Below are 18,667 nucleotides of genomic sequence, written 5' to 3'. Positions count from 1 at the left end.
CCGTCCAGTGGTTTCTGTCAATCCGTGTTCGAAGAGCGTTCGAGAAGAGATTTTGAACGTTCGGTAGTTATCGGAATCGAGCGACTGAATCGGTTTACGAGGTTGGTCGAAGATTGGTCCGGAAGTTTATATTGGGCGAGTAATGAGAGTCGGTTATGAAACGGATTATGATGGACACAAACTACTGGATTTTTCTAAAACATAATCCTCAACGGTTTAAACAACTTTTTGATATTACGTCAAGAGAGGATGTTCAAGTTTACTTTGGCTCAGGGAATTTCATCGACTTAGTGAAGGCAGACGAACAAGACTTGATGTCTAAAATAATCGTAGCTATTGCGGACAAAGCCCTCCCACCGACTCCCGTAGACGGAAATGAATTCTATGTCAGTGATTCTGTGTTAGATATAATTCCAAACCATCAATATCGGCGGTATGTTAGAAGAAAAACTCAGGGCTTAGGTCAGGTAGAAACGCTCCAGCGTGTATTTCGAGATTCTACATGGAGTGCTACAGAAGACTACTTCGATGGGATGGAACAAATACGAGAACTCTACCAAGAGTGGGGCCATGACAATCTAAAGGGGCTTGCATTTGAGGATTACTTGAAGGAAGAGGGTGAAAAGTACATTCTTCACGAGCATGAAGTGGATATTATTGAGTATGTGAAAAAGCAAATATTTCTACATCGAGTTTCTATGATGGACCCGAACGAGACCGTCAAAGAGAACGATTTTGCCGATATGCTTGTTTGCACACAGGCCATTCTTTCTGATTGCAATATGCTTCTCATAGAAGCGAAATGGGCGAATTTGGAACTAGTAGACGCTGTAACTGAGAATATTGAAATGAGTGAAAGTCTAGATGTTTACAAGGGGTTTGATGTGTTCCTCCAAGACTTGAAGGATTAGCCGACTGGACCCGTTTGAGCGAAGAACATAGGAGTAGTTTGATATGACACTCGTGAATAGGGTGAGGTATGCACAGGAGGGCGTATCTGGGTGGGATTGCAGCAGCAGCAGGAGCGATTGGACTAGCTGGTTGTTCAGAAGAAGAGTTATCGGCGGATACAGGATTCGGTGATGGAGACGGCATAGAGCGTGTACTCCAACTCGAAGACGGAACGTACTATGACATGGATATCTCCGAAAACGGCCACACGATGGTTACTGCGGCTACTGGAGAAACAATACTACACGACCCGGATGGAGCTTCGAGGACGATTACTGAAGACAACGCCGATGTGCATCTTTCCCCGGATGGAGACCAGCTTATCTCAATCGTCCACGGCACTATCACACTCTACGACCGAGACGGAGAGTCACAATGGCAGCGGACGATGGAAACCGCAGAAGGGAACGAAACTGAAATCGCTGGGTCTGGAGTAACTGATGGGTTCGAATCGGTCACAACAGCATCTGTTACATCATTAGTGGCTCTGTCAATGGATGACGCTGTTCTATGGGAAACTGGACTTCCATCAGGGCGTGTGTGGGAAGCTGATACTTCTCCCTCCGGCGAATATGCTATCGCTCGTACGGAAGACCGTGAGGATGAACCTGAAAACGAAGATGCAATTCATGTGGCCCATGATGGAGAACACATCTGGTCCGATGAGTTTGATGAACCACCTATTAGAGCCGCTATCAGCAATGAAATAGCTGTTGTTGGGTTAGACGATGGAAGGCTCCTTGTGTACGACCTTGATGGGGATATTCGGTGGACAGACCAAGACCTCGGCGGTTTCTTTGAACTTTCACAGAATGGAGAAACCCTACTCACCCATGATGTTGAAAATACAATCGCATTTGACCCGGATGGGAACGAACAGTGGACTCACAACGAAGTCGGGCTCTGGTGGTACGATGCCGTGGATATCAGCAGTAGTGGACGGAGTATTGCCCGGTATGAAGACGCCACGGAAGGCGTACATACCGCAAACGTCTACGATGGTAGCGGAGATGTGGTTTGGCAAGATGAGTTTGAGTCCCGGGATGTCAGTGTGAAAATCTCTGGAGATGGTCGAACGTGGATGATTAGCACGGATTCGGAAATAGACGTGTACCACGATTACGACGGATAGCGACACGGAAATGACGTTCGTTCAATAGTTACCGAACCTGTTCGGAATTTTTGCCTCTGTGTGGTATGACAGTCGAAAAGGAAGATTTTTCTATAATTAGTCTCTGCCCTTAGTTGGGGATGACAGGCCTTAGCGAAGATGCGAAAACGCACTTAGAACAGGCTCTCCAAGCGAATGAAGCTAGCGAAAAAGATTACCACATCCGGAATGTTCTACAAGCTCACGTAGCGTCGGATGCGGATTTGGACGACTGACAGTCTTCGTTAAGCCTGCTCCATGCTGGATTCCCTGTCGCCAAGCTTAATCTGATTAGGACCTACTGTGACGACCTCTCCTTCGTACTCAAACTGAACCACAACATCATAGCCTCTGTCTACAATCGACTCTAAGGCATCTGGCTCGACAGTTCCGTATATCGGCTCTAACTCCTCGTGATGGACTCCTTTGTGGTCAGCAACAGCTTGGACAACAGCAGTGGTTGTGGATTCGTCGCTGTCAATTTGATATACCATGGTGGTATGTGGGCGAAATGGAGGAATCCCCCATCCCCCGGGCGAAGGTTGATTCCTGACACGTATAACGCTGGCGGATTAATCAACTAACTTATCAGTTATGTACATACTGCGTAATATGGTTAAAAAAGTGTTTTTGACAATCTTGCGTTGCCACTCCACGATGACGAAGAAGACAGTGAAGGTGCGTGGTCGGAAGGGAACTGCGACGATGGATATCTCTATCCCAGCATCTATAACTCGAAAACATGATGTGGAGCGAGGAGACGTATTCGCCATCGAGGAAACTGAGGACGATGAAGGACGCTTGATTTTGAAGTATACCAGAGTCTACGATGGAGAATAGTTAGACGAGAAGTATTATTTTGCCCGGGTATAATCAATTCTATATGAACAGGCGAAAGGTGCTTTCCACGATTGGGGGAGTTGGAGTCATTGGAGTGGCTGGGTGTACTGCTGACGATACTGACCAAGAAGACCCAGAAGGTCCAGAAGATACTGATGGTGATGATGAGGAGAACGGAAACAATGGCCAAGATGAATCTGATGATGATGATACTACTGGGGATGATGACGACTACGAAACCGGCGTTGTGTTCGATGACACATTAACTGACCTACGTGACTGGCACGTGGATGTAGTCGATGGGCAAACTGTGACTGTCCAAGCAACAGATATTGCCGAAGGTGAAAGGTTGCATTTTCAGGTCGGAGACGGTACAGCATTTGTACACAGTCATCACTTCTATCCAGAAGACGACGGAGACACCAATGAGTATGAAATTGAAACAGAGGGACAGCACCAACTCCAGTTAAATGCAGAACGACACGAAGCACCGATGGACGAAGATGTAGAAATAACGGTGCGAATGGAGTTGAGTGAACCATAACGTAGTCTAAGTCCGATTCTGAGACGGAAAACCCCCATCTGTTACAGTGTAGAATCCGAAAACCACGCCTGATTTTTTACTTATACACAGTGGAGTGTAATATAATCGGTCGTATAAGTTAGCGTAGGCCCATATACGTGTGTATGTCATACGACATGGAGGATTTAGAAGAGTTAGCTAATCAGCCTGTTATCCACCAGCACTCGGTAAATTACATTAAAGCCCATATTGGTCCAGAATCGTCTGCGTACATCGATGATATGTGGGCCGATGCCGGGCGTGTCACCATACATTTTCCTCACTTAGCTGTCCTAAGTGTCCGAGAAGACCATCCAGAGATTCGGGAGGTAGACACGTACGGGGACGGGATGTACCTGACTTTCGACCTGACTACCCCCATCGAACAAATCGCAGAAGGGCTAGATATCAATACGTGTCCACAGTGTGAGTGGGATTTGGAAGACCCCGTAGAAAATAAACATGAACGTGTGTGTACAGGGTGCGGGGATAGGTATGTGGTTAACACAGTGTCGTTCATCAAACGATTAGCGTTCGCACGAGAGTAATTTCTTCTCCCGGGCGATTCCTGATTTTTTACTTGTACACAGTCGAGTGAAATATACTCGGTCGTATAAGTTCTCGTAGAATCATATACGTGTGTATGCCTGACCGTGACGACCTCCGTGAGCTAGTTGACCCGCCACGAGTGACTGAAAAATCAGTAGACTACATCTCCTCGATAATATCCACTAATCCAACATGCACTATAGAAAACGTAAAAGAGGAAGAGGGCAAGGTTACACTTCGATTCTCGGAAGACCTCGGTCTTCGCATTTCATCGGATTCTCACCCACCCATTGTACGATTAGATACGACTGTGGATGGAGTTCTGATGACCTTTGACTTATCAAACACTATCGACCAAATCAAACAAAAATCAGCCGGGCTAGATACCGATACGTACCCTGATTGCGATACCGAACTAGAGATGTGGGCAGCAGGAAACATGAACGAGCAACTAGAGTGCCCGGGGTGTGGAGAACGATACGTTATTGATTCAGTGACGTTCCTTGAAAGAGTCGGAGAATGCTAGAACGGAATGGTGTATCAGGGCAGGTCTCCGACCACGCCGAATCCGACTACATCACTGACGAACGGGTAGTTGATTACCAACACATCCAAGTCTACCGCCTACCCGGAGACGACACTCACGTACGCCATCGAGACCCCGATGCCAAGGCTCACGACGTAGTGATTCGGGAAGCTGAAGACGATGATGGAAATAGAAAAATAATCGAATCACACGGGTTCTTCAACTCCGAAGCCGAAGCTGCCCAACACGCCGTGGAGCTAGCTTCAGAACGGAGTTGCGTGGTCTGGGATGAGATATTTCGGCTCGAATAACTGTTTTTGAGGTACAAAACCCCTATCTATTGCGTGATAGAATCCGAAAACCACGCCTGATTTTACCAACACAAGGAAGGGTGAAAGATAATCAATCGTATAAGTTATCGCAGCATCATATACGAGTGCGTATGGATTAACGACCGTGACGACCTCCGAGACCTTATCGACCCGCCCCGAGTGACAGAAAAATCAGTAGACTACATCACCTCGGTACTCTCTACATCCCCTTCTTCTGAATTGAAAAACATTGATGAAGAAGGGGGCAAAGTCACACTGCGATTCTCAGGAGATATCGGATTTCGAGTTTCAGGAGACGACCATCCGCCGATAATCTACGTGGACACCACAGGAGATAGCGTTTTACTACGATTTGACTTGACCGAGCAAGTCTAAGATAGATTCTCTATCTTATCCGGGAAAACCCTTTACTAGCAGATTGTGTAGTTATGAATACATGATACTAAAATTACTAAAATACTTAGTGATACTATGGCTGATTCCGCTACTCGGTTCAATCGTCGGAGGCGTTATTTCAGGGATTATTGCTGCTACAGGACATCTCCCCATGGAATATGACCCGCTGTGTACCCCTGAAGCGTGGGGTATTTGGACGCTGATTGGGACTGTGATAGTTGTGTTCCTAATGATTCTGATTAAATTCGGAATCCTTGACTGATTTTCTTCGCCCGGGCGACGTGGACGCAACAGGAGATGGGGGAGGTCTCCACAGCGGAGAGTCTATTTTTCTTTTACCCCCGATAACTATAACACTACCCCGGTTCAATAGACCAGAAAATGGAACTGAACCTCGAAGGGGTCCACATCCAGACGGACGGAATGGACGAGTTCCGAGAAATCTCCAACAGCCATGATGAGCTTGTGGAGGAAGATATCCCGGGTGTTGATGAGACGGACGCAGCACGTCTGCTTCAGGAGTACCGTTCTCTTGATGCTGTGGCAACCTCTTCTGTTGAGGAATTAGCTCGTGTCGATGGGATTAGCGAGGACCAAGCTAAAGCAGTTCACAAGCATTTTCGAAATTGACTATACAGTGTCGGCTGGACGGAGGTCTCGCCATCTGAAACCCATTTCCTTGCCGTTATTTAGTTGTATTTGGTAGAGTATATTGTCACGTGGGTCTCCAGTTTCTGACCCTGCATCATCTTCGATGATATCTTGGACTACCCCTTGCTCTCCGTGGAATCTGTCGTGGTCTGGGTCAGTTTCATCGGGGATATCAATTCGAACTCGGTCTCCTTTATGAAATCCCTTCACCATACTCTATTGGCTTCGTCACTTCACCAAATAGAGTTATGATACAGTAAGATACAAGCCTCTAGTATCTCAACAAGTCTAAACATGGTGACCAAATACCATGAGTGAAGCTGATATTCATTTCGATTTCTACAGATACCTCGAAAACGCAATTGAAGAACAACCAACTCGTGGTGACATCACATTCGGACATGCCCGTCCAGAATACAATGAAGGGATTTCTGGTCGTGCAGACCTTGTGGTATTTGATGAAAATGGGAGTCCAGTATTTGTTATTGAGGCTAAACGTCCAGACGGTGGCCGAGATATTGACCCTTATGCAGCCGACGTTATCCGCCAAGCGTTTGGATACGCGGGAGACCTCGGAGCCCCGTATTTCTGTACATACAATGAAGAGCGATTAGTTGTCTTTGACGCCTTCGAAGAAGGTGTGCCGTTACTTGAGAGGTCACAGAAATCATACGAAATTTCGGACCCAGAGGAGTTTGCAAGTACACTTCTCGATGAAATTGGTCGATTAGCTGCGGGCGACCAGCGTTGGGACGCCCTTGACAACATTTTCATTGACCGTGTTAATACCCTTCATGAGTACGTCACTCCTCGACTTGAGGATTCAATGGAGGAGCATTTAGAACAAGATGACGAATTCAATGAGGATTTTAAAAAGTGGACTTCTAAACAAGGAATAGATTATCCCGGAGATAACCCAAGCGAAGTTCGGAGAGAATTCGCTGAACAAGCCGCATATCTCCTAATCAACAAGATAATTTTCTACAAGATTCTAGAGAGTGCTCCTACATACTCCCAAGATGTAGAGCCATTGGCGGTGAGCCCTCATCGTGTTCAAGAAGACCTTCGTGACTACTTCGACCAAATTGTTGATGAAGTAGACTTTGAAGCGGTATTCGAGCATGACGATGTATATGACGAAATTCCGCTTGACCCTGTTTCATCAAAGATTCGAGACTTCATAATAGAACTTGACGAACAGGACCTCAGTCAATTCGACAGCGACGTTATCGGGCAAATATATGAAGGCGTTATACCTGCCGAACGACGCCAAGATATGGGGGAGTACTACACCCCACCACAAATCTGTGACTTAATTACGAGGCTAACTATCGAAGATGAGAGTGCTAACGTCCTCGACCCCTCGTGTGGTAGTGGTGGTTTTCTTGTTAGTTCTTACCACCGCCTCCAACAATTATTATCTGAACCACAAGGGAGCCATGAACGAATCCTCACCCAGATATCTGGAGTTGAAATCAATCGGTTCCCAGCCCACCTCTCAGCAATTAATCTCGCCATCCAAGACTTGACTTCGTATACAGAAGACGTTGATATCGAGATTACTGACTTCTTCGACGTAAAACGCTACCAGCGGTTTGAGAGAACCCGGGCGAGTGCTGAAGGTGAAGAAACTGAAGGAGCTGAGACTGAGGAAGACCTTCAGGAACAAGTTGGAGGTTTTGATGCTGTTGTTGGGAACCCACCATACATCCGGCAGGAAAACATCGATGACAAAGAGAAAGTCAGAGACCACCTTAGCAACCGAGAGATAGATGGTGAGTATATCTCAAAACGCTCTGACATCTATTCATACTTCATCACACATGCGACGGAGTTCCTAGCAGACGGTGGGAAGTTAGGATATATCATCAGTGACCGCTGGTTAGATACAAAATATGGAGAAGACGTTCAGAAGTTCTTGCTAAACAATTACAGAATAAATGCTATTATCAAATTTGACCGACAAGTGTTTGACGACGCACTTGTAGACTCCAGCGTTATCATCCTTGAAAAAGAAGATAATGAAGAGGAGCGAGACGACAATATAACAAAATTCCTCCGGGTGACTAACGAAATGGATATTGATGATATTGTCACCCTAGTCAAATCTGAAACAGATACAAATCAGATGATTTCAGAGGATAACTACCGACTTGTTACTCGGAAACAATCTTCTCTCTATCATGAGAGCAAATGGAATACATTCTTCTTCGGACCTCCAATCTACTTTGACCTCCAAGCTTGCCCCAATGTGGTTGAACTCTCTGAAATAGCTAAAGTGAGCCGTGGTATTACGACCGGAGCTAACGCTTTCTTTACAGGCCATACGGAAGATATGCATGACCTCGGACTAGAGCCATATACGAGTCCATTGCTCAAGGCGACTGGGCAAGTAGAAACAATTCCAGTCACCGAAGAAGAAGCTTCTGAGTGGGTTATCCTAGATGTTCATGATTACGTGAGAGAAGCTCTTGCTGGAGATGCAGATTTCGGAACAACTGAAACTGAACAAGTAAAAGAGTGGTTGGAGGAGAACGACCATCACCCTCTCCTTGAGTATATCGAGAGTGGAGAAGATGACGAATACCATGAACGTAGAACACAACAAGCTCGGGATATCTGGTTTGATTTAGGGACGTTACCTCGTCCAAAACTTCTCTCTACCATGTTCACATGGAGAGTCCACCGTGTCTTCTGGAACGATGTTGAAGCTGCGACCAGTGACCAATTCTACTACATCGAACCACCCGAAGATATTGATGAAGAAGTCCTCGGAGGAATACTGAATTCCCGGATTGTCGGGATAGCGAATGAATTACTTGGGCGTCGAGCAGGTGGCCAAGGGATGACTCGTCTCCAAACAAAAGTATACGAGACTGAACAATGGCCTGTTCCAGACCCGAACAATATCGACGGAGATACGAAACAGGATATCAAAGAAGCGTTCCAAGACCTTCGAAACCGTGAAGAAGAGGTTGAAGACGCTACGTTCGAGAATACTGAGGAAGAACGGGATGCACTTGACCGAGCCGTTCTCGAAGCACTCAATCTCGAAGGCGATAATGAGGAGCTTCTGAGTGAAGTAAAGCAGTCTCTTGAGGCACTAATCAGTATGCGAGATGAAGGTGCTGGACACAAGACGACAGTTCTGGTCGAGAGAAGTGAACGTGTTGACGAAGATACTGGAGCTATCGAACTACCGGGTGTTGAAGCAGCCCGTGAGAGTACGACTCTAAACGATTTCAGCTAACTCAACTATCGATACTCAGTTATTGAGTCTCCTAACAGAAGCACCAACTGAGGTGAAATTTGAATCTGTAGCTCTCTGATTTCAATTTTAATCCACCCAGTGGTAGATTGTATCTAGTAGTAATCGATACGAGATACAAATATATGTGTATGGTCAACCAATACGACCAAAATGAAAACCGGCATCCTAATTTATGGTACTTCTGAACAAGATGTGGATAGTTCTATCAAAGCCATAAAATCCGAAGTTGAAAAACGTGGATTAGGTTATTCTGGTCCGAAATCGTTCAAAGAGATGAATACTAACCATTTGAAACAAAAGATACGAGAAAGAAACGGGGAACCCAAGTCACTACACAATGTTCAACAACACAGCTACCCTGTAGATGCCTTCATAAATTTCGGAGGGGTGGAAATAATCAAACCAGATGAAAGTTGCACTCTGTATTCGACACTCATTATCATTTCTGGTAGTACTGAGTTCTTGAAAGAGACTCTACAAGGAGTAGACTCTAACATTGAATTCGCCATCAAAACAGGTCCGTTCTCAGATGCAGATATTGACAGCGGTGACACCCCGTTCTCCTATGACCCGAATCAAGACTATAAAACCGAACAGTAATACTGACTCCTTGACCCCCTGATTTCACCTCCAATTCTCATTTTCTGCAAAACCAACAACTGACTTTCCGGATGACCCAAAGCCTTAGCCCACCGACATACTATATTATAATGTATATGTTTAAATGGGGGAAAATATTCCTTAGAAATCAAATCGAAGAGCTTGATGAAGAGACAGATGACCTTGAGGAAACCGTCGAAAGTACGAACTTTGAACGGCTGGACCAAATTGAGAGGAAGCAGTTCGTTATACAACTACACGAGCTTGAGAAGATGAAAAATCGTCGTGATGACCTCCGGATGATTCTGAAGGAGGTGAGCGATAATGAGTAGTGTCGATGCTGATGATATCGGAAACAAGGTCACTTTCACATACGCTACTGGTGGATTTGCGGTACTCGGAAGTTACCAAGCTGCGGCTAGTTCCGACGTTGGACTACTCCCAATTGTACTTGGATACCCACTCATCCTCGTAGCAGGCCTGTGGTTCACACACTACATTTTCGAGGACGTAGTAAACGAGGTGAGTGATGATGAGTGCTGAGAGCGAATTTAGCTGGTTAGAAGGTATCCTCGTATTCGGATTTGTGGGAATATTCTTGCTCGGATTATTAACTGCAATAAATATAATTGACGCTGGTCTAGTATTCCTTTGGAACGAACTGGAGTATGCCTACAGCTACGCTGTATACCTACTCCAGACAACTGATGAACTGACGATAACCATCCCAACAGATGAACTCACAATAGGTCTCGTAACTGGATTTGTAGTCGGAATAATTGGACTTCTCGTACTGCTCAAGCTTCGAAATCTAATTGTGCGTTTCAAAAACGAGGTGGTGTAACATGTCTTCTGAAGGTCGTTGGAACGACTGCCCGGAGTGTAATAACCGCAAGATGTTGTATCCAGAATTCGGTTACATCTGTCAGTCTTGTTTCGAAGAAAGAGGGGTCGAAGACCAGATACAGATACGAATTGATTCCATTGAACGGTATGAGATAGACGAGAAGAAGTATTGGTCCGAAGAAGCGTGGCCAGCAGAGTGATTCCTATTCTCTTGAAGGTTGTAATTTGATGGTCATCTGTTTACACCCTGTAAACAGAACGGGGTCACTTATATAGGGTAGTAGATGTAAACTAGAAATGGAAAATATGTCTGAAACTCTGGAAAACGTAGCAACATATATCCGAAGAAGTACAGCCGAACAAGATGATGAACACCAACTCGCTGATATCAAAGACTGGCTTGACCGACATAACCTCGCCATCAAAGATGTAGAAGTTTATCCTGAACAAGCATCGGGAGCGAGTGAAGACCGAGACAAATTCTTGAACCTCATTGAAGACATCAAAGAAGGCAAGATAGACAACGTGGTTGTGTGGGAAATATCCCGAATCGCCCGGAAAGGACTACTTGCACAACGATTCTTCGACGCCTGTGAAGACAACGAAGTTGTTATTCACGTCTCAAACGGGAGCGTACGTGAAATCCGTCCAGACGGAACTGGAAGGCTTGTGGCAGATATCATTGCTTCTGTAGCTGCTGAGGAACGTCGAACGTTGATACGGCGAACACGGTCGGGGCAACGACGGGCCAGAGAAGAGGGAAAGTGGCTTGGGAACGTTCCGAAGGGATTCACACGGCAAGATGGATATCTCAAACCAAATCTCAACCCAGACTACGACGAAGGTGAAACTGGATATCTGGATATCGTTGAAGCATTAGAATTGATAGAGAACGGGATGAGCTACCGCCAAGCTGCTGAAAACACCCCACACGTCACACGACAAACGCTTTCCAACATCGACCAAGACGAAGAGAAACGTGCGTGGTATACTGAACAAGAAGCAGAAGACGACCGTATTCAAGAAGCCCTCTCTGAGATAAGTTGTTGAATCGAACCACCCCAACCCCTTTACTCCTGCCTTTTAATTATATTATATATGATTGAAACAATCAAATCCGTTCTTGGGTTCGACACCGAGCAAGAAAATACTGAAGAGGACTTCGAAGCATACGAAGACGAAGAAATCCCAGACCCGTTCCAACCATTGGAGTTTGAACCGTACAACGACGAGAAGCGGCTTGACCCCATCGAAGAAGACGAAAACCCGTTCGACGTACAAGTCTAAGCGACCAACATCACGTAATAATTCTCCCACCCTCCTGACGCTGATACACTCCCCGTGAACACTTCTTCCTCCGGAACAGCAGTCGCAATATCTTCTATATTGTCACTGACTACTGTGGCTCCCCTCGTGTAGACGTACTCCCTCAACAGTTTCCGAGGCTTTGAATCATCCGGGACCATCATCAGTAGGCCATTATCGACATGAACATTACCAACATCCACATCCTTCACTGTCTGAACGTACACTCCAACATCGTAGTCATCCGTCTTCAGACCCGGTGTGTATTCGTTTTCAACAAAATCGTTTCCGAGAATCGCTAACTCGTTCCCCATTGCCTCAGCGAGTGAAAAATCGTCGTCATCAGGGTTCATAACGGGTAATGCTCGTCTGATGGATACGATGGTTCATAATGCAATCGGACAACAACCTCGCACATGGGACAATAGACCATCCCTATCGTATCACGTTCGTTCTTGACTGGCTTCATCTGGCCGTCACAGTTCCTTGTCAAACAATTCAGTTCGAAATCCTCCCACTCGACTACCTCAGGAGTCATTTAAGGTAGTCTGTGAACCCCATCATCATCCTGCTTCAGGACTAGTTCTCCCCCATCCTCCGGAGACACATCAATCCCGTTGCGGGCTCGGTCTCGGAACGCTGTCGCAACCATATCAACGACATCCTGCGTGTCGTCCCCCGGCTTGCCCTTGACTGAAATCGTTAGCTCACGAGGGTCTTGATTGATAGTGACTTCAGGGCGCTGTTCACTCGAACCGGAGCTACTGAACAATCCGAACATGACGTGAGAAAATGAGAAGGCGAGAGAACTTATACGGCTGATTTTAATTCGGTTTCTAAATCATGGAACTATATTCTCGTTCAGCTTCTTCAATATCATCATCACGGAATTTCAGATAGTGTTCTTTTGTAGTTTCAATATCACTATGGCCCAAAAGCTCCGTCAAATACGCAATTGGCATCCCTTTTTTCGTACGGTGTACACCGTACGACTTCCGGAAAATATGCGAATGAATCTGATTACGTTCCCGGCCAGACTTATCAGTGTAAATCGTCTCTTGAATCCCAGCAGCTTCGGCTCTCTCATTAACAATCTCGTTCACTCGACCAATCGCCATCTGTGGTGCCTGTTTTGTTACCAACAAATGTTTTTCGTCCTTATCTTTGTCTTCCTCAGTTCCGAGGTATTTGAGACGTTCCCCATCATCAAACCACCGCACCAGTAAACGTTCGAACGACCAAGAGTAGTAGACAGTTCGTTCGTCCTTTGACTTATACTTCCCATCTTTAACATTCTCAATAGTTATTGACCGATTCTCTCTGTCGATATCATGCTTGGTTACTTCGATTGCTTCCTGCGCTCGGAGACCACACTCCCATAAGAGTTGAATCAGAATTCGGTCACGGAGGATATCACAAGCATCAAGAATTTGTTCATATTCATCAACACTGAGATACTCCTTCGTGCTGTGTTCTTCTAATCGTGTTCGCTCCAAGTCATCTATATCATCCACGTCCTCGACAGGATTTGAATCAACATAGCCCCTCGACTCCCAACGCTGGTAAATGCTTGATAATGCGTATAACTTATTTCTAACAGACCGGGGCGCATAATCTTGGTCGAGCATTATATTTTTCCAGTCCTCCACCACGAGGTCATCATCAGCAGATGTTTCTTCGAGGTTTAATGGGTCAACACCATAATAATCACAAAATTCAAGGAACTGACGTAGTACTACCTTCCGGTTGCGGAAAGTGTTCTGAGCTTTATTCGTCTTGTTATGACGGAGGACACGTTTACTGGCTTTCTTCAATTCCGCTCCAAACATCAAGTCATCATAATGCCCATCATCTCCAAATGTTTCTAACCACTCTTCGAACCATTCATCATCTTCTAACTCTTGTATCTGACTCATTCTAACCTCTCGTTCAACCGTTTACGGCGCTCTTCTTGCAATTTGGCTATGTCAACCAATTCATCCGAGGGCTCGTCATAATACGTATCTATATCCTCAGCTTCAATCGGCTCTGAACCCGAATGGAGATTTTTCAACAGCAACTGCATAGTAACAATATCGGGAAGTTGTTCCGTGTGAAGACGGACTATATCTTCAATCTCGTCGTCATGTACAGTCCGACGATGGAGCTTGTCCAAACTATTTTCCAAATTTGCGGTTCGGGAATCGATAGACTCCAACAACTCCATCATATCCTCATCAACAGCATTGTTAAGGCCCTCTGGCGATGAATCGTCACTAGTTATGTATCGCTCAACCGCCGTTCGAACCATTTCCGAAAGGCTCGATACAGTTGGGTCTTCCTCCACATGGGAGTCCCATCTATCCTTTTGCTCGTCATCGACTGTGACATTAATCCGGGGCATTTTGACGGTCGGTGTATTCCACATATCACCTATAGACACTTCAATGCTTACATCAATCTGGGGTCAAAAATGAGTGACTGGACCGAGAAGTACCGGCCGACGACGCTGTCGGAGGTACGCGGGAACAACAAGGCCCGAGATAAACTGCAAGAGTGGGCCGACACTTGGGACGAGCACCGAGACGCGGTGATCGTCCACGGCAGCCCCGGCATCGGGAAGACCTCCGCCGCCCACGCGCTGGCCAACGACATGGGCTGGCCCGTGATGGAACTCAACGCCAGCGACAGCCGCGGGGCGGACGTGATCGAGCGCGTCGCCGGCGAAGCCGCCAAGAGTGGCACGCTCACCGGCGGCGGTGCCGGACGGCGACTCGTCATCCTGGACGAGGCGGATAACTTCCACGGCAACGCCGACTACGGCGGCTCGAGGGAGGTCACTCGCGTCGTCAAGGAGGCCGACCAGCCGGTCGTTCTCGTGGCAAACGAGTTCTACGAGATGAGCCAGTCACTTCGCAACGCCTGCGAGGCGATCGAGTTTCGCGACGTCTCGAAGCGGTCGATCGTTCCCGTCCTGCGGGACATCTGCCGCCGGGAGGGGATCGAGTTCGAGGAGGAAGCCCTGAAACAGATCGCCGAGGAGACGAGCGGTGACCTGCGCTCGGCGGTCAACGACCTTCAGGCGGTCGCCGAAGAGGCCGAGCGCCTGACGGTCGCAGACGCCGTCACCGGCGAGCGCGACACGACCGAGGGGATCTTCGACTACCTCGATGCCCTCATCAAGGAGGAAGACGCCGAGGGGGCGCTGCGGGCTTCCTACGACGTCGACGAGACGCCCGACGACCTGCTGAACTGGATCGAGGACAACGTCCCGAAAGACTACGAGGGTGACGAGCTCGCAGACGCCTACGAGTTCCTCTCGAACGCCGACCGCTGGCTCGGGCGCGTGCGGTCGACCCAAGACTACTCGTTCTGGCGGTACGCGACCGACAACATGACCGCTGGCGTCGCCGCAGCCAGACAGGAGCCGAAAGGTGGCTGGACGCGGTACGGGCCGCCCAGTTACTGGCGAAAACTCGGCAGCAGCAAGGGGAAACGAAACACCCGCGACGCCATCGCCGAACGGATCGCCGAGCGTGAGGGAACCAGCGTCGCGACCGCCCGCCGCGAGATCCTCCCGTTTCTCTCGGCGATGAGCCACCACTGCAAGAACCGCGAACTCACCGTACAGATGGCTGCCGCTTACGAACTCGACGAAGCAGGGGTTTCGTTCGTTACCGGCAGCGGCAAAGACACCAACAAGGTCCAGTCTATCGTCGAAGACGCCGAAGACCGCCGGGAAGAGACGGCGGTCGAACACTCGGGTTCTGCCTTCTTCGACAACAGCGAGAGCGAGGCGGAAGAACCGACCGACGACGAGGACCAGCCGACGGTCGCCGCCTCGAGCGGCGACAGTGAATCGACGGCCGAGACGGAGGCGACGTCGAACGCGCCGCCCGAAGCCGACGAACGCGAATCCGACGACGACCAGTCGGGACTGAACGACTTCCTTTGATACGGATTGCTGTCAGTCAGAGGCGGTGTAACCGCGCCCCGTCTTGCGGTTGTACCAGTAAACCGTTACAACAAACCGTCTGAAGCGGATTGCTATCCCGACGTCCCAGTGTGGCTTCGGGTCGCGGTTGTTCCGGAACTGACGGACAGTACACTACGAGACGGTCTGTGGCGACGCCTGACGGTCACGTTGCAACTCGGCTGCACTGATCCCTCACCACCTGTGAAACGGCTCGAGCGAGACAGTCGACCGTAGCGCGCCGATCGCGGACCTGTACCTCCTGTCTGATGAAGTGTGGAATCATCTCACGTGAACCGATCGGCCACGGGAATCCGCGACCCCATCATATAAATCACTGACTCGAGTCACGTAGGATATGGAACGCGTTGCAATTATCGGAGCCTCGATGACCCAGTTCGGGCAACGCGAGGGAGAGTGGGTTCTCGACCTCCTCGCGGAGGCCGGACTCGAATGTCTCGAGGACGCAGATGTCGACGCAGCGGATGTCGAGCACCTGTACGTCTCGAACATGGCAAGCGGTGAGTTCGAAGGACAGACTGGTATCCCGAACGCGCTGGCTCACGATCTGGACGCGATCCCGGCCTACACCCAGCGGGTCGACCAGACCAGTTCCAGCGGCGGTGCGGGGATCTACGCCGCCTGGCAGTCGGTCGCCAGCGGGGCAAGCGACATGACGCTGCTGGTCGGCGGTGAGAAGATGACTCACCGCACGACGGGCGAGGCGACGGACGTCATCGCGTCACTGACTCATCCCGCGGAGTACAAGACCGGTGTGACGCTGCCGTCGTTCGCCGGCCTGACCGCCCGGCACTACCTCGAGAAGTTCGACGCGCCCCGCGAGAGTCTCGCAAAGGTCGCAGTCAAGAACCACGCAAACGGCGTCGACAACCCGAACGCGCAGTTCCAGAAGGAGATCGACGAGGAGACGGCGCTGGAGTCACCGATCGTCGCGGACCCGCTGCGACTGTACGACTTCTGTCCGATCACGGACGGGTCGGCCGCGCTGATGCTCTGTCCCGAAGAGGTGGCACAGGAGTATACGGACGACTACGCCATTATATCGGGTATCGACGGCGCGACTGACACCCACGTCGTCCACGAACGCGAGGACCCGACCGTGATGGGGGGTGTCGTCGAGAGTGGAAAGGGCGCATACGAGATGAGCGGCCGCGACCCCGACGACGTCGACGTCGCGGAACTCCACGACATGTTCACCATCCTCGAGTTTCTCCAGATGGAGGGACTCGGCTTCGCCGAACAGGGCGAGGCGTGGAAACTGGTCGAGGAGGGGTACACCGAGCGAGACACCGGCGAACTGCCGATCAACACCTCCGGCGGGCTCAAATCGAAGGGCCACCCACTGGGCGCGAGCGGCGTCGCACAGGGAGTCGAGATCTACGAGCAACTGGTCGGCGAGGCTGGTCCACGACAGGTCGAGGCCGAGGTCGGCCTCTGCTGTAACGTCGGCGGGTTCGGGAACTGCGTTATCACCACCATCATGGAGGCAACACAATGACGATGGAAGCGACCAGATACGAGGATGGCACGATCAGCTACCCCGGTCATCCGCGCGGTCCCGGCGGCGCGGAGCCGGTGGCGACGATCGATCTCAGCGAGTACACCGCCGAGGTCGTCACGTGGACGACGTCGACGGCGACGCCACCGGGCGTGCGCGAGCCGAACCACCTTGCGATCGTCGAGTTCGACGTAAGCGATGCGTTCGCCGACGGTGACGACACCGTCCGCGCAATCGTCCAGTTGACGACCGACGATGTCGAAACTGGCGACGGAGTCCGGGCGGTCTCCGAGGAAGAACTTCGCGAACCGGGCGCGGGCATTCGGGAGCCCGACAGCCAGTCCTGGGACGGCTACCGGTTCGAACCGGTCTAATTTTCGTCGTCTGACTCCCCGCCTTCACCGTTCGAATCCGCTTCTGACGAGTCGTTCGCTTCGGAATCGTCGTCCGCTCGGTCGGCCAGCGAGTCGTCGGCCCTCTTTTCTTCCGGCCCGTACTGATCTTTGAGCGTCTCGAGTTCGGCCTCCACGTCGATCGAGGGGTCTGGCTCGTCCTCGTCTTCGCTCGAGTCGGGTTCTGGCGGCGCACCCTCTTCGACGTCGATACTGACCGGCCCGGTTCCCTGCCAGTTGCTCGCCTCGTCTCCGGACCCGGCCCGATCACCCTGGAGTCGGTCGTCGACCTCGTCACGAAGACGACGCGCCTCGGTGAGTAGGTCCCGCGCTTCCTCGTCGGCCGGGAGTGCCCCCTCGGAAGCGGCCCGCTGGAGGTCCTCGAGGACGGTGTCGAGCCGCGAGAGTGTCGTCTCTCGGAACTGTTCGGCACGGTCGCTCGCTGCAGTCGTCGCCTCGGTCGTCCGGTCGCTGGCCTCTCGCTCGGTTCTGACGAGTCGGAGTCCTCGCTGGAAGGTCTCGAGAGCGCGAACGCTCGCTTCGAGGACCGAGAGGGCTGCGGGAAGCGCGATTTCGTCGGTGAACGCGAGCACCTCTCGTGGGGTTGGCGGACGAAGTCGCGGTCGCCTGCGCGAACGCTCAGGCTCGAGTTCCTGGCGAAGCTCGTCGATGGTCTGTCTGAGTTCGCGGACGGCCTCGGCGAGCTCCTCGTCGGTGTCGGCCATGCCGGCTCTACGGGAGCCGGTATGAAAAGCCGGACGGTCGGGCAGTTGCCCCATCACGGCGACGACGGTAGCTGCAGCCGGTCTGAACTCGAGTATACCG

At 50.0% G+C, this 18,667-nt stretch carries 23 protein-coding genes; 17 read left to right on the top strand and 6 right to left on the bottom strand.

Features of this window, described 5'->3' with window-relative positions:
* Nucleotides 1-155: 155 nt before the first annotated feature.
* The gene (locus NATGR_RS17065; protein ID WP_005576575.1) at nt 156-911 is read left to right on the top strand and encodes a hypothetical protein; all 756 of its coding nucleotides are present in this window, start codon (nt 156-158) and stop codon (nt 909-911) included.
* A 68-nt stretch (nt 912-979) separates the two neighbouring features.
* The gene (locus NATGR_RS19730) at nt 980-2,083 is read left to right on the top strand and encodes a PQQ-binding-like beta-propeller repeat protein (protein ID WP_015233861.1); all 1,104 of its coding nucleotides are present in this window, start codon (nt 980-982) and stop codon (nt 2,081-2,083) included.
* 263 nt (nt 2,084-2,346) lie between these two features.
* Here the strand turns inward: NATGR_RS19730 and NATGR_RS17050 are convergent, their stop codons facing one another.
* Nucleotides 2,347-2,595: a HalOD1 output domain-containing protein gene (locus tag NATGR_RS17050; protein ID WP_005576580.1), complete on the bottom strand. Its 249-nt coding sequence runs from the start codon at nt 2,593-2,595 to the stop codon at nt 2,347-2,349.
* A 163-nt stretch (nt 2,596-2,758) separates the two neighbouring features.
* On the opposite strand from NATGR_RS17050, the gene NATGR_RS17045 reads away from it, so the two are divergent.
* From NATGR_RS17045 to NATGR_RS17020, 5 genes are all read left to right on the top strand, one after another.
* Nucleotides 2,759-2,941: a hypothetical protein gene (locus tag NATGR_RS17045; protein ID WP_049887877.1), complete on the top strand. Its 183-nt coding sequence runs from the start codon at nt 2,759-2,761 to the stop codon at nt 2,939-2,941.
* 43 nt (nt 2,942-2,984) lie between these two features.
* The gene (locus NATGR_RS19725; RefSeq protein WP_015233859.1) at nt 2,985-3,485 is read left to right on the top strand and encodes a hypothetical protein; all 501 of its coding nucleotides are present in this window, start codon (nt 2,985-2,987) and stop codon (nt 3,483-3,485) included.
* Between the two features lie 661 nt (nt 3,486-4,146).
* Nucleotides 4,147-4,578, top strand: coding sequence for a hypothetical protein (locus NATGR_RS19720; protein WP_139222408.1), 432 nt, complete (start codon nt 4,147-4,149; stop codon nt 4,576-4,578).
* Nucleotides 4,572-4,889, top strand: coding sequence for a hypothetical protein (locus NATGR_RS17025; RefSeq protein WP_005576591.1), 318 nt, complete (start codon nt 4,572-4,574; stop codon nt 4,887-4,889). Before NATGR_RS19720 ends, NATGR_RS17025 begins: the two co-directional genes overlap by 7 nt.
* A 798-nt stretch (nt 4,890-5,687) precedes the next feature.
* On the top strand, nt 5,688-5,936 hold the full coding sequence (locus NATGR_RS17020; RefSeq protein WP_005576593.1) for a helix-hairpin-helix domain-containing protein: 249 nt from the start codon (nt 5,688-5,690) through the stop codon (nt 5,934-5,936).
* On the opposite strand, the gene NATGR_RS20700 is transcribed toward NATGR_RS17020, so the two are convergent.
* Nucleotides 5,937-6,170 (bottom strand): hypothetical protein, encoded by a 234-nt coding sequence (locus NATGR_RS20700; protein WP_015233856.1) that lies wholly within the window; start codon nt 6,168-6,170, stop codon nt 5,937-5,939.
* A gap of 97 nt (nt 6,171-6,267) precedes the next feature.
* Between NATGR_RS20700 and NATGR_RS17015 the strand changes: the two genes are divergently transcribed.
* The 7 genes from NATGR_RS17015 (at nt 6,268) to NATGR_RS17000 (ending at nt 11,961) form a co-directional block, all read left to right on the top strand.
* Nucleotides 6,268-9,207, top strand: coding sequence for an N-6 DNA methylase (locus NATGR_RS17015; RefSeq protein ID WP_015233855.1), 2,940 nt, complete (start codon nt 6,268-6,270; stop codon nt 9,205-9,207).
* Between the two features lie 171 nt (nt 9,208-9,378).
* A complete protein-coding gene (locus NATGR_RS19715) occupies nt 9,379-9,828 on the top strand; it encodes a hypothetical protein (RefSeq protein WP_015233854.1) in 450 nt (149 codons plus the stop codon).
* Nucleotides 9,829-9,899: 71 nt separating this feature from the next.
* A complete protein-coding gene (locus NATGR_RS17010; protein WP_015233853.1) occupies nt 9,900-10,160 on the top strand; it encodes a hypothetical protein in 261 nt (86 codons plus the stop codon).
* A complete protein-coding gene (locus NATGR_RS19710) occupies nt 10,153-10,371 on the top strand; it encodes a hypothetical protein (protein ID WP_015233852.1) in 219 nt (72 codons plus the stop codon). The genes NATGR_RS17010 and NATGR_RS19710 overlap by 8 nt, the downstream gene beginning before the upstream one ends.
* A complete protein-coding gene (locus NATGR_RS17005) occupies nt 10,358-10,672 on the top strand; it encodes a hypothetical protein (RefSeq protein WP_005576601.1) in 315 nt (104 codons plus the stop codon). The genes NATGR_RS19710 and NATGR_RS17005 overlap by 14 nt, the downstream gene beginning before the upstream one ends.
* Before the next feature lie 299 nt (nt 10,673-10,971).
* Nucleotides 10,972-11,724: a recombinase family protein gene (locus NATGR_RS19065; protein WP_015233850.1), complete on the top strand. Its 753-nt coding sequence runs from the start codon at nt 10,972-10,974 to the stop codon at nt 11,722-11,724.
* A 48-nt stretch (nt 11,725-11,772) separates the two neighbouring features.
* Nucleotides 11,773-11,961, top strand: coding sequence for a hypothetical protein (locus NATGR_RS17000; RefSeq protein WP_005576603.1), 189 nt, complete (start codon nt 11,773-11,775; stop codon nt 11,959-11,961).
* Here the strand turns inward: NATGR_RS17000 and NATGR_RS16995 are convergent.
* The 3 genes from NATGR_RS16995 to NATGR_RS16980 form a co-directional block, all read right to left on the bottom strand.
* On the bottom strand, nt 11,958-12,332 hold the full coding sequence (locus NATGR_RS16995; RefSeq protein ID WP_005576604.1) for a hypothetical protein: 375 nt from the start codon (nt 12,330-12,332) through the stop codon (nt 11,958-11,960). The genes NATGR_RS17000 and NATGR_RS16995 overlap by 4 nt on opposite strands.
* 483 nt (nt 12,333-12,815) lie before the next feature.
* Nucleotides 12,816-13,895, bottom strand: a complete 1,080-nt coding sequence (locus tag NATGR_RS16985) for a tyrosine-type recombinase/integrase (protein ID WP_005576606.1) — start codon at nt 13,893-13,895, stop codon at nt 12,816-12,818.
* The gene (locus tag NATGR_RS16980; RefSeq protein WP_139222407.1) at nt 13,892-14,386 is read right to left on the bottom strand and encodes a hypothetical protein; all 495 of its coding nucleotides are present in this window, start codon (nt 14,384-14,386) and stop codon (nt 13,892-13,894) included. The genes NATGR_RS16985 and NATGR_RS16980 overlap by 4 nt, the downstream gene beginning before the upstream one ends.
* A gap of 45 nt (nt 14,387-14,431) precedes the next feature.
* Here NATGR_RS16980 and NATGR_RS16975 point away from each other — a divergent pair, with 45 nt between their 5' ends.
* The 3 genes from NATGR_RS16975 to NATGR_RS16965 all read left to right on the top strand — a co-directional run bounded on the left by NATGR_RS16975 (nt 14,432) and on the right by NATGR_RS16965 (nt 17,824).
* Nucleotides 14,432-15,913 carry a replication factor C large subunit gene (locus NATGR_RS16975; RefSeq protein WP_005576608.1) on the top strand — a complete coding sequence of 494 codons (1,482 nt, stop codon included), beginning with the start codon at nt 14,432-14,434 and terminating at the stop codon, nt 15,911-15,913.
* 376 nt (nt 15,914-16,289) lie between these two features.
* Complete coding sequence (locus tag NATGR_RS16970; protein WP_005576609.1) at nt 16,290-17,450, top strand: thiolase family protein; 1,161 nt, start codon at nt 16,290-16,292, stop codon at nt 17,448-17,450.
* Nucleotides 17,447-17,824, top strand: a complete 378-nt coding sequence (locus NATGR_RS16965) for a hypothetical protein (RefSeq protein ID WP_005576610.1) — start codon at nt 17,447-17,449, stop codon at nt 17,822-17,824. Before NATGR_RS16970 ends, NATGR_RS16965 begins: the two co-directional genes overlap by 4 nt.
* Here NATGR_RS16965 and NATGR_RS16960 read toward each other — a convergent pair.
* On the bottom strand, nt 17,821-18,567 hold the full coding sequence (locus tag NATGR_RS16960) for a DUF7547 family protein (RefSeq protein WP_005576611.1): 747 nt from the start codon (nt 18,565-18,567) through the stop codon (nt 17,821-17,823). The genes NATGR_RS16965 and NATGR_RS16960 overlap by 4 nt on opposite strands.
* Nucleotides 18,568-18,667 lie beyond the last annotated feature (100 nt).

This window comes from Natronobacterium gregoryi SP2 (assembly GCF_000230715.2).
In the GTDB taxonomy this organism is placed as follows: Archaea; Halobacteriota; Halobacteria; order Halobacteriales; family Natrialbaceae; genus Natronobacterium; species Natronobacterium gregoryi.
The sequence above is the reverse complement of the archived record's forward strand: the minus strand, read 5'-3'. Positions and strand labels throughout refer to the sequence as shown.